The sequence below is a fragment of the Shewanella sp. MTB7 genome (genome assembly GCF_027571385.1).
GTDB lineage: Bacteria > Pseudomonadota > Gammaproteobacteria > Enterobacterales > Shewanellaceae > Shewanella.
Genome location: NZ_CP085636.1, coordinates 293,613 through 309,396, shown reverse-complemented (window position 1 = coordinate 309,396; position 15,784 = coordinate 293,613). Strand labels below are relative to the sequence as shown.

The 15,784-nt window shown below is 44.2% G+C and carries 8 protein-coding genes and 1 pseudogene; 4 read left to right on the top strand and 5 right to left on the bottom strand.

The features are described 5' to 3' along the window. The first annotated feature begins 3 nt into the window (after window positions 1-3). Window positions 4-930, top strand: coding sequence for a dihydrodipicolinate synthase family protein (locus tag HWQ47_RS01375; protein WP_269969421.1), 927 nt, complete (start codon window positions 4-6; stop codon window positions 928-930). Window positions 931-1,175: 245 nt separating this feature from the next. Here the strand turns inward: HWQ47_RS01375 and HWQ47_RS01370 are convergent, their stop codons facing one another. Further along, window positions 1,176-1,883 (bottom strand): transcriptional regulator NanR, encoded by a 708-nt coding sequence (locus tag HWQ47_RS01370; RefSeq protein ID WP_269969420.1) that lies wholly within the window; start codon window positions 1,881-1,883, stop codon window positions 1,176-1,178. 482 nt (window positions 1,884-2,365) lie between these two features. Here HWQ47_RS01370 and ompR point away from each other — a divergent pair, with 482 nt between their 5' ends. The 3 genes from ompR to HWQ47_RS01355 all read left to right on the top strand — a co-directional run bounded on the left by ompR (window position 2,366) and on the right by HWQ47_RS01355 (window position 5,467). Continuing rightward, window positions 2,366-3,091: an osmolarity response regulator transcription factor OmpR gene (gene ompR, locus HWQ47_RS01365; protein ID WP_269969419.1), complete on the top strand. Its 726-nt coding sequence runs from the start codon at window positions 2,366-2,368 to the stop codon at window positions 3,089-3,091. Between the two features lie 52 nt (window positions 3,092-3,143). After that, complete coding sequence (gene envZ / locus HWQ47_RS01360) at window positions 3,144-4,454, top strand: two-component system sensor histidine kinase EnvZ (protein WP_269969418.1); 1,311 nt, start codon at window positions 3,144-3,146, stop codon at window positions 4,452-4,454. Between the two features lie 158 nt (window positions 4,455-4,612). After that, a complete protein-coding gene (locus HWQ47_RS01355) occupies window positions 4,613-5,467 on the top strand; it encodes a hypothetical protein (protein ID WP_269969417.1) in 855 nt (284 codons plus the stop codon). A 72-nt stretch (window positions 5,468-5,539) separates the two neighbouring features. Here HWQ47_RS01355 and HWQ47_RS01350 read toward each other — a convergent pair whose 3' ends face one another. From HWQ47_RS01350 to HWQ47_RS01335, 4 genes and pseudogenes are all read right to left on the bottom strand, one after another. After that, on the bottom strand, window positions 5,540-6,016 hold the full coding sequence (locus HWQ47_RS01350; RefSeq protein ID WP_269971633.1) for a peroxiredoxin: 477 nt from the start codon (window positions 6,014-6,016) through the stop codon (window positions 5,540-5,542). A 377-nt stretch (window positions 6,017-6,393) separates the two neighbouring features. Then, window positions 6,394-7,446, bottom strand: a pseudogene (locus tag HWQ47_RS01345) (transposase). Between the two features lie 625 nt (window positions 7,447-8,071). Then, entirely contained in the window at window positions 8,072-8,335 is a 264-nt protein-coding gene (locus tag HWQ47_RS01340; RefSeq protein WP_269969416.1) for a hypothetical protein, read from the bottom strand. Window positions 8,336-8,337: 2 nt separating this feature from the next. After that, window positions 8,338-15,771, bottom strand: a complete 7,434-nt coding sequence (locus tag HWQ47_RS01335; protein WP_269969415.1) for an RHS repeat-associated core domain-containing protein — start codon at window positions 15,769-15,771, stop codon at window positions 8,338-8,340. Between the last annotated feature and the right edge of the window lie 13 nt (window positions 15,772-15,784).

The following is a 15,784-nucleotide window of genomic DNA, read 5'->3' as shown; positions in this document are numbered from 1 at the left end:
TACATGGAAAGAATTAACGGATTAATCAATGCACCTTTCACCGCGTTTCACCCTGATGGTTCAATCAATTTATCCTTGATACCAAGCTATATTAATACCTTAATAAACAGCGATGTTGCAGGTGTATTTGTTAACGGTTCATCCGGTGAAGGTCACCTTCTCACAGAGGAGGAGCGTATGATATGTGCACAAAAGTGGGTTGAGTCCGCCCCAACGAATTTTAAAGTGATCATCCATATAGGCAGTAACTCAATCAATGCAAGTAAAAAACTTGCTCTACATGCAGCCAAAATTGGCGCCTGGGGCTTTAGTGCCATGGGGCCCACATTTCCAAAAATAAACCGTGTTAACGAGCTTGCTGATTACTGCGCAGAAATTGCTGAAGCAGCGCCAAACCTTCCCTTTTACTATTACCACATTCCTGCATTTACTGGGGTTTATATCTCTATGGTTGAGCTACTGAGAGCTGTTGACGGACGCATAGAGAACTTTTCAGGTATAAAGTACACCCATGAAAGCCTGTATGAGTACACTCAATGCCGTCGTTACAATGAAGGGAAATATGATGTGCTTCATGGGCAAGATGAAACCTTACTCCCATCCCTTGCCCTCGGTGGAGCACAAGGCTGTATCGGCGGTACGTTTAATTATGCTGCAGGCCTGTATACTCAAATTCGAACTGCCTTCAGTAATGGTGACTTAGACCAGGCCCAACTGTTGCAGTACCAATCACTGGACCTTATCGATGTGATCTGCCGCTACCGAGGGAATATCGTCGGGGGTAAACAGATAATGAAACTTATTGGTCTGGATCTAGGCCCTAATCGGACTCCTTTTCAAAACCTTAGCCCCGACGAATTTTCATCCATGAAGCAAGAGCTCGAATCGATAGGCTTCTTTAGTTACGCAAATGAAGTCACCCATATCTAATGAGCGATTGGTATAATGACTCGGCCCAATCTACATCTTAGACTGGGCCTTTCTCTAATTAAAAACCAAACAAGTACGCCAGATGATCCAACTCACTCGCAGCCTATTTATCGAGTTAACGATAATCTTGTCATCGATTAATTTGAGAATGGCGAATGTGCATTTTAGCTCGGGAGGAAACAGAGTTGATAATAGAGGAAGCGTAATTTAAAAGGGCAAAATGACCCTATCTTGTTATATGAAAGCTATTTTGAAGAAGATAAATCATAGGCTTTTTGCAAATGCTGCATCAACACACTATCAGCCCCCTCCACATCATGGGCCTTAATTCTCTCCACTATGGCAGCATGATCCTCATAGCTTTTCAGGTTTAATCCTTTAGAATCCGCTCTTTCAGGACGAATATCTATCACCCAGTCGACTAACGCTTGGTGGATAGCTAAGAAAATAGGATTGCCAGGAATAGTGGCGATGATTCGATGGAAGTTAATATCGGTTTTTTTAAACTGAGCATTAATATCAATTGCCTTATGATTCAATGATAGCGCATGTTCCAGCTCTTTTATCTGCTCATCTGTGGCGTATTCGGCTGCATAACGGATTAGACTAGACTCGAAGAACTGCCTCAGTTGATCAAAGTAACGTGTTCCATCGGGTTGACTCAAGAAATCTTTAGACATTCCGGATAACTCAGCAATGATAATGTCGGCAGAGGGCCGCGCAACCCGAGTTCTCTCTCCACTGCTAATTTTTACCAAACCTTTACGAGATAGCGATGACAAGGCATCACGAATGGAAGGCCTGCCAACACCAAACGCCGTCATTAAGTCACGCTCAGAAGGTAGCGCATCGCCAACAGCAAACTCCCCTTGACGGATCATATCTTCAAGTTCTTCCTCAACTCTCTCTGATAATTTTTTGCGTTCCACGGGTCGTTTTATCGTGATCGACATCTATCTTCCCTTCTTTTGCTTGCGTCACCCGCACTCAATAGCATTATGCTATTTAGCTATCATACCACTTACTTTAGCTATGTATATATTTGGATGAAAGCATCAAAAAGCACCACATTAGCGGCATAAAATATCCGACCCAGACTTAACAGCTGTGAATTAAACGACTCGTTTGCGACTAACTCAGTGAACTTGACTCACCTCTGCCATACTCAAAAATAATCGGTTTTTTAATCCAAACGATATCTGTTCCAATTTAGTTACAATTTCGATAACAAGTAGATAAAACAATATTTTATATTTATAATTTAATAGCTTAAGCGTGATATCACCGTTAGGGAATAGTCAACAAAGTATACCTTGTCTAAATCACTTCTGGTCTTCAACAGGAAAAAACAGCTATATTAGCTTAGATAAAGAATATTAATATCAGCCAGTTGGCTAGCATAGTCATCGAATCTCTATCAGAAAGGATAATAAGCATGGGACAGGAAACCTCTAAAATACTCGTTGTAGATGATGATATGAGGCTAAGAGCCTTACTCGAACGTTATCTTATGGAGCAAGGTTATCAGGTTCGTAGTGCTGCTAATTCAGAGCAGATGGATAGATTGCTTGAACGAGAAAACTTTCACTTGCTGGTTTTAGACTTGATGCTTCCAGGTGAGGACGGACTCTCTATCTGCCGCCGACTTCGTCAAAATGGTAATCCAATTCCTATCGTCATGTTAACCGCGAAAGGCGATGAAGTAGACCGCATTATTGGTCTAGAACTTGGTGCCGATGATTACTTGCCAAAGCCATTTAATCCTCGCGAGCTTCTCGCCAGAATTAAAGCGGTCATGCGCCGCCAAGTTCAAGATGTGCCTGGTGCACCGACTCAGCAAGAGGAGGAGATCACCTTCGGTGAGTTTACTCTTAATCTAGCAACACGCGAGATGTATCATGGCGAGGAAGCTATCTCACTCACCAGTGGTGAATTTGCCGTATTAAAGGTTCTAGTTAGCCACCCACGAGAGCCACTGTCTCGGGATAAGTTAATGAATTTAGCCCGAGGACGAGATTATTCCGCTCTCGAACGCTCTATCGATGTGCAAGTATCACGCCTGCGACGCTTGATTGAGAAAGATCCAGCGAATCCAAGGTATATTCAAACGGTGTGGGGTTTAGGCTATGTGTTTGTACCCGATGGGTCTGCTCGTCGATAAGCCAACAGATGGATTCTGCTAGATTAAATCTCAGCCAAAAAGGTAGACCTGCGTGAAGTGGTTTAAAAATATTCTTCCCCGTAGCTCATTCAGTCAAACTGTGATGCTAATTGGCAGCCTATTGCTGATAAACCAATTAGTATCTTACCTTTCTGTTGCCACTTACTTTATTCAGCCTACCTATCAACAGATCAATCAGCTCATCGCTAGACAAGTAAAATATCTCTTCGTCGATGGCGTCGATGTGGGTCGTGAACACCTAACCATGGTCGACGCTCTCAATGCCAAAGTCCGTGGCGATGGCATGAAGATATATAACCAGAAACAAGCTCGAGCTGCCGGCATAGAACAGACCACCTACTATGGTTTTTTATCATCACAGATGTCCGAACATTTAGGCGGAAAAGCAGAGGTCAGAATCGCTCAAGGTGACGACTTCGAGATCTGGATCCGTCCCCCTCAAGCTCCTTCGATCTGGATAAAGGTCCCCTTAACCGGCTTCAATGAATATGATCTTTCTCCTTTAACCCTCTATTTGATGGTCATAGGCGCGCTTAGTGTCGCTGGTGGATGGTGGTTTGCGAGGCAACAAAACAGACCACTGAAACGATTACAAAAAGCGGCAATATTGGTCTCCATGGGAGATTATCCTGAACCGCTCCCACTAAAGGGATCCACGGAAATTGTTGAGGTCACCAACGCCTTCAACCAGATGTCCCACAGCATGAAACAGTTAGAGCAAGATAGAGCCCTCTTAATGGCTGGGATCTCCCATGACCTGCGTACTCCGTTAACTCGCATTCGACTCGCCTCAGAAATGATGGTTGAAGAGGACGAGTATCTCAAGGACGGTATCGTTCATGATATTGAAGATATGGATGCCATCATTAATCAATTTATTGCTTATATACGACAGGATCAGGAGAGCGTTAGAGAGCAGGAACAGATCAACTACCTTATTCAGGACGTTGTGCAGGCAGAATCTAACCGTGAAGGAAAAATAGAGATCGAACTCGCCAGCTGTCCGGATATTCCTATGCAGGAGATCGCCATCAAACGTGTACTCAGTAATCTGGTTGAAAATGCCTTTCGTTATGGCGAGGGCTGGGTAAAGCTAAGCTCTCATTTCGACGGTAAGCGAGTTGGATTCAGCGTTGAAGATAATGGTCCAGGCATACCAGAAGATCAAATACCTAAGCTATTTCAGCCGTTTACTCAAGGAGACATCGCCAGAGGAAGTGTTGGTTCTGGTTTAGGACTTGCCATTATCAAACGCATTGTCGATCGCCATCAAGGAGAAGTTGTATTAACAAATCGAGCAGAAGGCGGCTTACACGCCCAAGTCTGGCTTCCACTAAGCTAATTCCTTCAACTCACGCCCCCAAATATACCACTCGGCAATATCCAACCTGTGTTAAATCTGAGTAAAAACGAATAAAAGAGACTTTTTATCACTCATATCCTAATGATATAATAGATAAAAATATACCCTTCCATTTGAATTAGGGACGTCAAAGGAACATGATGAAAACAACGATACTATGTGCCGCTCTCGTACTAATCTACTGTTCAAATTTCGCCAATGCCCAAGAAACAGACTCGCCAATGGCCATCTCGCTATTATCTGGCATTGAAGCCTATGAGGACTCCCCACACAGTTCACTTTCCAAAGGGGTTGGTATTTCATTTATTTGGGATGACCTAAAGTATGATCAAAAATACCAAGTAGGTGAACATTATGTTCGTGCACGTGGGACTTACTATTACGAAAAAGATTCAGAAAAATATGATGAAGATAGGTATCGTGACTCAATGGATGGCAAACTCCACTACCAGTACCCATTTATGTCTATCAATGACAATGAGGACTTCACCTTAAGTGTTTTTGGTCACTATGAAGGACACTATAATAGCCAACAACTCGAAGAGTTCGAACATCTCGCCGCCTCGGGCCTAGCCATCAATAATCGCTTCGGCGACCTAAATTACTATGATGTAGGCTTTAGCTTAGGTTTAGCCTACAGCGCAGAGGAAAAAGATGACGACTGGCCAAGAGAAGAGCAGGGGATAAGCGAAGATGAACTAAACCGCAGTGGTTTTGGCTATTATTTTCAGTGGGAAAATAGCTATACTTTCAGCCACACAGGAGTACAGCTTGCCTTTAATTATCGTCGTTACGATGGCTTATGGAAATACGATGATAATAAGTCATACACCTTCAACGACATCGCTTTCAGTGTTGTTATTCCGTTAGCAAATCAGCACAACCTATTACGTTTTCAAACTCAGTATATCGACAGAGAATCAGAGCAAGATTTAATCGGGTTCGAAGACACCTTATACCGAGCCAGCGTCGAGTATATTCACTACTTTTAACCGTGATGAATACTAATCGCTATAAAGTAAAAGGAACCTTTATGGTTCCTTTTATTATCTTAGCTGACAAAGTTATAGCAAATCTAACACCACTTCAGCCCTACTCACTTCAAACATTTTAGGCGCCTCGACATTCAGTTCTGTCACCACTCCATCCTCCAGCACCATGGCATAACGTTGTGAGCGTATACCACCAAAACCAGCCGTATCCATCTGCAAGCCTAGCGCCTTAGTAAAACTCGCATCACCATCCGCCAGCATCATAATCCCAGCAGCATTTTGGCTATCGCCCCAAGCTTTCATCACAAAGGCATCGTTCACTGAAACACACCCAATGATATCAACCCCTTTAGCCCTAAACTGTTCCACTAAAGCTACAAAACCAGGCAAGTGTGATTCAGAACACGTCGGCGTAAACGCACCAGGAACCGCAAATAACACCACTTTTTTACCCGCACACAAATCAGTCACGCAGTGAGTTAACATCCCCTCATTGGTTAACTCCCCTAGCATGACACCATCAGGGATTTTCTCACCTTGTTTTATCATCATCCACCTCAATCAGTAATGAAATTCATAGCTTAATATTAGGCTATTTCTCTAGCTTACCTAAAATCAAAGCTCACCTGTTAGTTACCGCTACCTTGTAAGGTATATCAATGACTGTTAGTACAATAGCTTTGTTCGCAATAATTCATTTGAGCCGCTTATTTTATCAAGACACCCACTTTAATTTCCACTCAATTGCGTCCCCCCTTTTTCATCCAAAATGATCCTTTACCTATTCTTACTTTAACAATCTCACAGAATGCTAATAGAAACGGATTCAAAAGAAGCGTTAATGCCAATTTACTGAAAAATAGCCAGCAAAAACATCAAACATGAGCTTGATACTAAATAAAATCATAATCTAAACAGTGGAACAACTAAGTGGGATCTAGCCAACGACGACAATTCCCTGCGCCCTGTCTGCGTTTTTTATCTAAATGTTCAAAATAGGTATCTAACTCTTGAAGTGTTCCTGCCGGTCCTTTGAATAAACGCCCAAAATCAGTAGTGAGTTTCAACCAGTTCTCTTGAGGGATATTGAGCCTATCGAGTATCTGCTGTGAGCTTTGGCTAATGAAACCACGCTTATCACCTCTAATCATACGTCCGGTATCATCAACTAATTGCAGATAATCTTGAGCACTGAACATCAGGTCTTTTGGCATATCCTTGCGCTCATTACCCACAAATGGCAGCAGTGATTTAGGCTGTTCACCATTCATCGCAGACTTGATTCTAAGTTGAATACTCGTGTGGTCTGATTGCTCTAATGTCTTAGCCATTTTGGCTCTGATAGGGTTGAGGTCAACATACGCCATGCAGGCCAGTACTGCGGACTCATCTAACAGTGCTTGAGATTTAAATAGCCCCTCCCACCAATTCATCAGGAATGAATTGGAACAGCTTTAGCTGGCCCGAAGGGTGAGCGCCATGGATGGCAGCGAATAGAATCGCCCCGTGCATTTGTCCTCTTTATTCGCCATTCGAGCAATCGGCTCATTGAGCGCTCGCATAAACCAGGATATGTCACATAGCCGACTTCGAAATAACGCAATAGAATGCTGTCAACTGTCTACTTCAAAGCTTTCAATCACTTCACCTTTGGCAAACTTTTGAGTGATACTCGACCCCTTGAACAGTCGATGCCAGTGTTCCACGACTTCTTTATCGGTCCAGCGATTAAATTCATAAATATCAACATTAAGAACGAGGTGCAGATGATTGGACATCACGGCGTAGGCAGCAACATCAATAGCAAACACGCTCGCTAATTTAAGTAACTGAGATTCAACCCAATCACGTCGATGGTCATAGTTTTTGCCAGTAAGAGCGTCATCGCCAAAGAGAAATGCTCTTCTAGTGACGCGACTACAGCAATGATACATAGAGGTATCTTCTAAGCTAATTTGAGTTCTTCTTGGGCGTGGCATAACAACCTCCCGTGTCTACCAATAATCAAAGCTTAGTAGGGGGAAGAAAGTTACGCCATTAACGATGGGTGGCACATATTTAGCATTAATTGCTTAGGACCTACCGGTCTCCGAATCAACTCCAGTAAGCCAGGCCTTGCGCACGCACCTTGAAACTGCGTGATAGAAAGGCGTGTCTTCAACACTAATTTGAGTACGTCTAGGGCGGGGCATATTAACCTCCTACTTCTACCAATAACCAAAGCTTAGTAGCTGGGCGAAAAATGCACCATTTATTGTGGGTGGCCTGATTTATTGTTATTGGGCGTGGCATAACAACCTCCCGTGTCTACCAATAATCAAAGCTTAGTAGGGGGAAGAAAGTTACGCCATTAACGATGGGTGGCACATATTTTTGTGCATATTTTTGTGGGTGGCACTATAAATTTTCAATTGCACACACCGCTGCTTCTAACTGACAGCTTATACTGGTGTGTAATGCCCTGTGTACTGGTCAATTTACAGGCAGTAAAAAGCCCCAATGATATGGGACTAATTAAGAGGGCTGCTCACGAACTACCTATGTTTAATTTATAAAGGCCAATCCAAGTAAATGTTGACGAATAACCTATCCATCAAATTAAGACTATATTTTAACTATTATTTTTTGAGCTTCTTCAAATATTTTGTCAAAAAGCTCATCTTCATGAAAAGAAAAGTTAGCATATTGAGATACAGAACCTGAGCTACAGAGTAGCTCAAGAAAGATCTTCAACTTCTTGTTATTAGTTTCGTTGATAATCGTATCTATAGCTTTAAGAAAGAAGTTTGCTGTAGCTTCTTTTCCTGAATTTCGTAGTTCATTTTCTAGTTTTTTTATTGCGTCAATTAACTTTAATGTATCAATCATGACTAAAAGGCCTTATCGGTTCTTGTTACCCATTGTTTGGGTAAATTGGAAATGACAGTTTGGTAACCACCTCCAGGGTATCCGGCTCCCTGCGCAGCTGCTACACCCTCGCTAATCCATGTGCCTTTTGGTACTCTGAATGTGCTAACGCGATTGATATTTACGCCCCAATCGTGTCTTATAGCAAGACCTGCACGCAAATCAGCTTCTGAAGCATATTTATTGTTAGTGAGCCAAGATATTTTTTTCCCTGTTCGATTATCAACACCGTGATATTTAAAAAAGTTCGTGGCTTTTTCTAGTTGTCTATTAGTGTAAGAACTATCTTTAAATGTTGCAGCTGTTCTAGCTGATAATCTTGGGCCAGGCAACCTAGCCATTGCTACTGACTCTATATCACCACCAGATCCCGCAATGAATACGACCCCAACAGCTTCAGCACCAATATAAGCCGATAATGCACCGCCAGTTAATAACACTGCACCAGCAAATCCAGCTTTGCCAGAGGCATCACTTCTTATCGCCTGATCTTGTTCAATACTAACACCACCAGGAGGGAGTCTGAAGTCCCCACCTGCGTCATTAATAAACCTCATGCCAGGCATGAATCCCATCGAGGTTAATTCGCCATCGGTATAACCTCCAGAGTCACTAGCAATCGCCTTTGGCCCACCAATCTCATTAACTTTAAAATCGACTTCCAGTGTCGTGTTTTTATCCAGCTGGAAAGTAGCGGTATAGTTATTACCACCGTTACTTTTAATGGTTCCACTAACAGCTGCACCGCCACCTTTCTTACTCGCCTTTGGTAAATCTTGCGATCCATAACTAGTACAGCCCGCAGCAGATTCCCCTTCTATTCGAGATCCACAATACCCAGTCGGATCCGTCCCACTCAGCGGATTATTCATGATATACGAATACGGATTAACACTCTGTGTTGATGTAGGCGATTGGATCAAAGGATCCACTGACATAAAGCGACCCATGTTGTAATCGTACACTCGACCGTTCATATGGATCAGCTTTTGCTCGTTGAGGTGCTCATGGTCGGTGAAGCCGCGGCGATTACGGTTAGTATCGAGCAGGTCACCAAAGCTACCAGAGACACTGGCGGTTGCCGTGCGACCAAAGGGATCAAAATAACGGCGACTGATCACATTGCCCAGATGATCCACCATGGTAGTAGCACTGCCGAGCCTATCTCGCAGGGTATAGAGCAGTTGATGGCTCTTCTGCGGGGTATAACTCAGCACCGCAATATCTGCGATGTAGGCGCGCCAGCTGCCGTCGTTGTCGGTTTCAAACAGCTTATCGACATAGTGGGTCTTGGTAGTGGTGCCGCTCACTGTGCGGGTTTGCAGGGCGCGCATATTGTCGCTGCCGTACACAAAGGCAGTATTGGTATTATTGCCTGGCCCTCGACCACTAATGGTTAAGGGTTTATCCAGCGCATTGTAGGTCATGGTGAGGTCGTCACCGCTAATCAGGTTACCGCGTCTGTCGTAGCTGAAGCTGACCTTAGTGCCATTAAGCTTAGTGATGGCGCAGACGGCATTTGGCCCCGCGTTGCTACCAGTGGCACAGCTGCTGTTGTACTCATAGGCGTTGGCAATGTTACGACTATAATCGGACTTTTTAAGCAGATTACCCACGGCGTCATAGCCATAATCGACGGTGGCTGCGAATGGGGTTGCACTGTCATAAATAGCAAACCCTGCGTTGCTAAAGCTGTACTGCTCTAGGCGGTTGAGGTTGTCATACTGGTAGCTTTTTTCTAGTCCGCTAACCGCATTGCGCTCGGCAGTCAGGTTCATCAAGCTGTCGTATTGGTCATAATAGTGCTGATGCAGCAGGCCTAAACTGCTGGTGACTTGGGTGCTCGCCATGGTGCCTTCGCTGTTATAGCTGCTGCTTTGGGTTAACAGCGCGTTAGCCATCTGGCAGCCAGTTAAGTGACCGGCGGCGTCCATGTCGGTGACTGTTCGGTAGATGTACCCCGATGCCGCATTGCGAGTTTGATTGAGGTAGCCCGTATCGTTATAGCGGTATTCCAGCGTTAAGTTGTTGGGGTAGGTTAGCGCTTTAGGACGACCGTAGAAGCTGTCGTACTGGTGCTTGACAGTGCGAGTGACATTGTCGCCGCCGTGACTACTCGCCACCTTGACCGAGCTTGTGGCCAGCTGCAGATTATTGGTGTAGGTGTAATTGCGACTGATGCCGTTTTCACTCTCACTGCTGAGCATGCCTTTTTTAAGGGTATCCCAAGTGTAATTGGCTGTGCCATTGGCATTACTGCCTGTGATGGTTTTACTGGTAACACGGCCTAGTGTATCGAGGGCAAAGGTTTGAGTGACGCCGTTGTCATCGGTTTGGGTATCGAGCTCACCTAAGGAGCTATAGCCAAAGGTGGTGATGCCTTGGTTAGGGTCATCCACCTCAGTCTTATGGCCAAAGCCATTGTAGCTGGCCTTTATCTTACTGTTGTTGGCATCCTGAATAACCAAGGGGCGTCCGGCGCCGTCATAGGCAAAGCGGTTACTGTTATCTGCGGCATCGATGGTTTCATAGAGCAGCCCCTGCATGCCGTAGGTGCGTGACATGGTGCGGCCTTCAACGCTGATATCGGTTTTAAGGCCTGTGTAACTATAGGTGGAGATTAAGCCGCCTGACTCACCATTAGGTAAACTGCGATTCGTTGGTCTGTCGAAGCCATCGAAACCACTGAAAATAGTATATTCCGGCGTATTTCCGTCGTAATAGGGCAGAGATTCATGGGTTAAGTGACCTAAACTGTCATACTTTTTATCGAGATATTGATAGTTGCTACCATCAAATGCTTGAGTTGCACTGCGCAGACTGCGGCCTAGGCTGTCTAGGTAAGTTTCTTGGCTTGGCATACCTGCAGATGTTGTGCGAGTCATCAGTTTGGCATGTGTTGGTGCATGGCTACCGCTGGAGGCTAACAAGTATCTTAGGTATCTTGTTGGGCTGCCAGTTTGGCTCACCTGCACTGGGCGGCCTATAGCATCATATTGAGTTTGGGTGATGATGCTATTCGGCGCAGTGACCTTAATCGGCACACCTAAGCCCATGTCGTATTCAGTGGTCGTCACATGCCCCTTAGCGTTAGTGACTTTATAGGGCAGGTAACCGTCATCGGCTTGACTGCTACCGTTTTTGGTATAAGTGAATGAGGTGCCTCGCGCCGTTAATGCGCCACAACTACTGCTTTCACCTGTGACACTGACCTGTGTCGGCAAACCATAATCGTTGAGTGTGGTCGTTTCTACCCGATCGCAACTGCTGCCGCTGGCAGTGTAGGTCGCTTGAGTTGGTTTGTGGTGCTCTGCATCCCAACTGTCGACGGTGAGGGTTTGCCACTGCTCGGTGTCCGTATTTGCATAGGGGTCGCTCGCCCAGCCACGCGCCGTGACGCTAGTGGTGGTGGTTTTAGACTCGAATTTACCAAGGAACCAGTTATTTGTGTCTGGGGTGAACACGGTATCAACCACCGTTTGGTAACTGTTAGCGCTGCCATCAATATAATCGGTGACGGTTTTGGTGCGCTTTTTGATATTGCCATGCTGTGTGACATCAGCAGTATCAATGGTTTGCTCGACGCTGGATCGCTGCTCACTGGACCCGCTTAGGCCATAGCTATGAGTGACCGTGCTGGTGTTGATGTTGTGATAGACACCGCTAATGTTGTGTTGAGGATTTTCGGCCCAAGTCTGCTGTGTTGTCGCAACAGTCGTGCCATCGATTTTAATCGTTTGGGATTCTAGTAGGCTGACCTCGGGGAACTTTTGTTTAAAGACGCTAGTAGTGACGCGATTTCGCGCGACATCTTTCTCGATTATCTCCCTAAAGCCGGTAAAGCCTCGGCCTTGCAGGTTATACATGGCGCCTTTGTAGGCATATTCGGTCTCGTTAGTGTCACTTATACCATCACTTTGCTCAAAGGATTGCACCACATACATGCTGGAGCCAAAGTGGATGTAGCCATCGCCGACATAGTCGTGGTCAGTGTGGTACATCTTGGTTTGACCTGCACTTCCTTCACCTGTGGAGAGTGGGCGGTAGCGCCATTGGCTTTGGTTGCCTATGCCATCAGTGACGGATTGCAGGTAATCGGTTGCAGCGTAGTCGCTGCTTGTTTGACCTGTTCCAGCACCATAGTTGCGGTTTACAAAGGTTCCGTCTCCCACAAATCCATCAATGTCATGGTTTGATGGCTTACGCCAGGTAAACTTAGATGCAGGATCTGGTGATACGAACATAAAATCATTCAGCCCATCACCATTTATATCTGTCACAGACGCTTCACTAGAAGTCGCTATAATCGAAGTAGGTATAAATTGACCTGTTAACAAAGCTATATCGATATTACTGGCTGATAATTTTAGGGCTTTATATGAGTAAACTGAACTATCTAATCTTTCTACTGGAATTAAAGAGGTTTCCCTAACTAAAATGTCTCTATCGAAAGTATATGAAGGATAATATTCACCGTATAGCTCATCTCCACACATGGCCTTATCAACCATCCGGTGTTGACTCCAGGAAGGCACTTTTATATTCGCACAGCCTTCAATTAATCGTTCATCTGGAACCAGTAGTTCAGGTATAGCATCGCCATCAATGTCCATAACATGGAAGCTACTTCCAAATTTAGGAACAAAAAAACTATATCCTTCACTAAATTCATTACTACTACCTTCAAACCCAGCAATATAGCTTCTAGAGGGGAGAGTAACGTCGTCTAACGCCTTATACTCACTTAATATGCCTCCTTTATTGATTCTATAGTGAATAGGCTTACTACCACCCCCAATCCACTCAGGTTTCCAGCCTAACCAGTCAACCAAGCCATCAGAATTCAGATCGATAAACAAGTTAAAGAAATATAAATTATCTATTGATAATGGCGGGGAAAAATCCAACTCTACATACTCAAAACTTCCTGAGCCTTTGGATAAGACAATTCCAATAGGCATACTAGAAGGAGTGTTAATCGTCCCAGTGGTATTTGAATAGATAACTTTTCTAGAAACTAATAAATCGGGTAATCCATTGCCATCAAAATCCCCTACAGAGCTTACTTCATTTTTTAACAGTGGATCTGATTCAGACGTGGGAATTGCCCCCAAATTAAAAACGACTTGTCCATTATCCAAATATGGGGAATTGATATTCCCTGTATGCTTGTATAAGTAAACTTTTGGGTTTCCATCGTCATATCGATATATCGTTATATCTGTGAACCCATCCCCATTATAATCGCTGGCATTAAGAATGGTGTCCTGTTGAATCCCTGTCTGTTGAAAATTCAACTCAATATTGGTGGCAATATTTCTAAAGTTATTTTGACCAGCTAATGTTAAGCGAATATTGAGATAACCATTCACCACAAATTGACTATCCGTACGGCCGTCATTATTAGCATCCCAGGAAATGCAATGCCTCCCAGTCATCACAAGATTTATATTACAGCTCTTGTAATACTCACTATGATTACCAGTAACACTGGATTCAGCATTAATATAAACCTCTGGCAGATCTTTTACGCCGTCCCCATTTACATCCCCTTTTGGTAAAACTGTATCTATTTTTTGCGCAGTATTAAAAACATCACTATAAGCTAGTTTATCTAATACAAAATCAGACTGAGATTGATTCCAAGCAAAATTTGTAAGTGGTTTACATTGTGAAGTTGCAGAGTATGTTGCGCATTCTTTAATTGATGTAAGCAAGCTACGCTGGCTAGCATCACTTTGAACATAATTGAGATAATAGTTACGTACATTAGTACCTGTTTGATAAGTTGCTATTCTTTCAAGCACTCTAGTTTGTTGTGAGTAGCCTTTGCTCTGATAGGATCTTTTTCGATCAGTTCTATCACCATAGATTAACCTTACATTTCGGTTACCTTTTATCCCATTGCCTCCAGTGTAATAAATATCACTTAACAGATGCTCACCAGCCACACTGGTATCATATTCATAATCTATGGTGTTGTTACCATTGGCCCAAGACTCTTGAGTGACCTTCCAAGTTAAGCTTGTTGTTAAGCCAGCAGGAGCAAATCGACTATTTGCGTCAGCACCATAAGTGGCTGTTGAACCATCGGGACGAGAGACGGTGAAGCTAGTTGAGGTACCATTAATCTCGCCTGACTGGACAACTTTAACGAAACTGTCCATCTCGGTGCGGTATTCAGTACCACTGGTACCGTAACTACCTGAGGTTATCAATCGCTGGCCATTGAAACAGAGCCTGTCTGTATCGGCATTGAAGGTGACTGCTCGGGTGAAACCATCTTGTGCGTATGTAGCACCACAACGACTAATGGCAGAGCCTGCATTGAGTGACCAACCAACTCCCGCTATGCCATTGCCCCCTTGAGAGCTATAACTTAAAGCGACTCTAGGTTGAATGCCACCACGCCCGGGAGGTAAATCGATAGGGATTTGATAGCTTGCTTGGCCGCCAGAAACCCCTGCTTGGCCTTTTAAGACAGAAGCAGATAAATCGATAGTCTCTGATGGGGCCGTGTTCGATCCAGCTGCGTTATCAACGGCGGTATAAGCGATAGAGCGCCAAGCTTCTGCACTAATATCCTGTTCAGTAACAGTATGCACATTGGCATTAATATCACTAACCACAAAACTGTTATTAAATTGGCCATCGAGAGAGATAATAAGATCGAGATCGGCTCCCCTCTCTAAGTTTTGATACTTGACTGCAGCTTGCTCTTTTTTGGCTGCATTAGTCGCTAAAAACTGGTCATAAGAGATCTCTGATAATGCCCAATTGCCGCCACTTTCAGTCATAACAATGACGTTGCCTTCATCCGCCAGAAAGATAGGTATGAATATTTCGCCGGCTATGGGGACAAATATGGGAGGGCGAACCAGATAGAGCTTGCCGCTAGAATCTTGGTAAATATGATAGGAGAGCTGTTCTATGACTATTGAAGGAGTTGGTGGTGGGGGAGGAGTTGTTACCTGACCCAACTGTAATGTGCTTCCGTATTGGCCGCACCGTCCTAATTCACAGGCTCGAATTTTGTAGTAGTAAACCGCATTTGTTCTGCTAGATAATGATATAAATCGTGGTCCACCACTGACAACATTACACCCTCCACCTATAGCTTTGCTCGCCGAACGTGTAAAACTGGCGCTACCACCTCCTGAATTTCCTGCACCCGTGTAGACCGTAGACCATAGGCTACCATTGGTTGATTCTTGAATTTCATAAGTCGCAGAGTTACAACTATTAATGCTGTTCCAGTCGAGCTGAACACTGGTGGAATATTTAATGCCTGTTAGTGATGGGGTTGTAGGATTACCAATTGGGATCGCAGTAACTAAAAATGAAAACAGAGTAAGTGCAGCGAAGAGAAGCTTCATCATCCATGAAGTCGGGCGCATAAATATCCAGTTA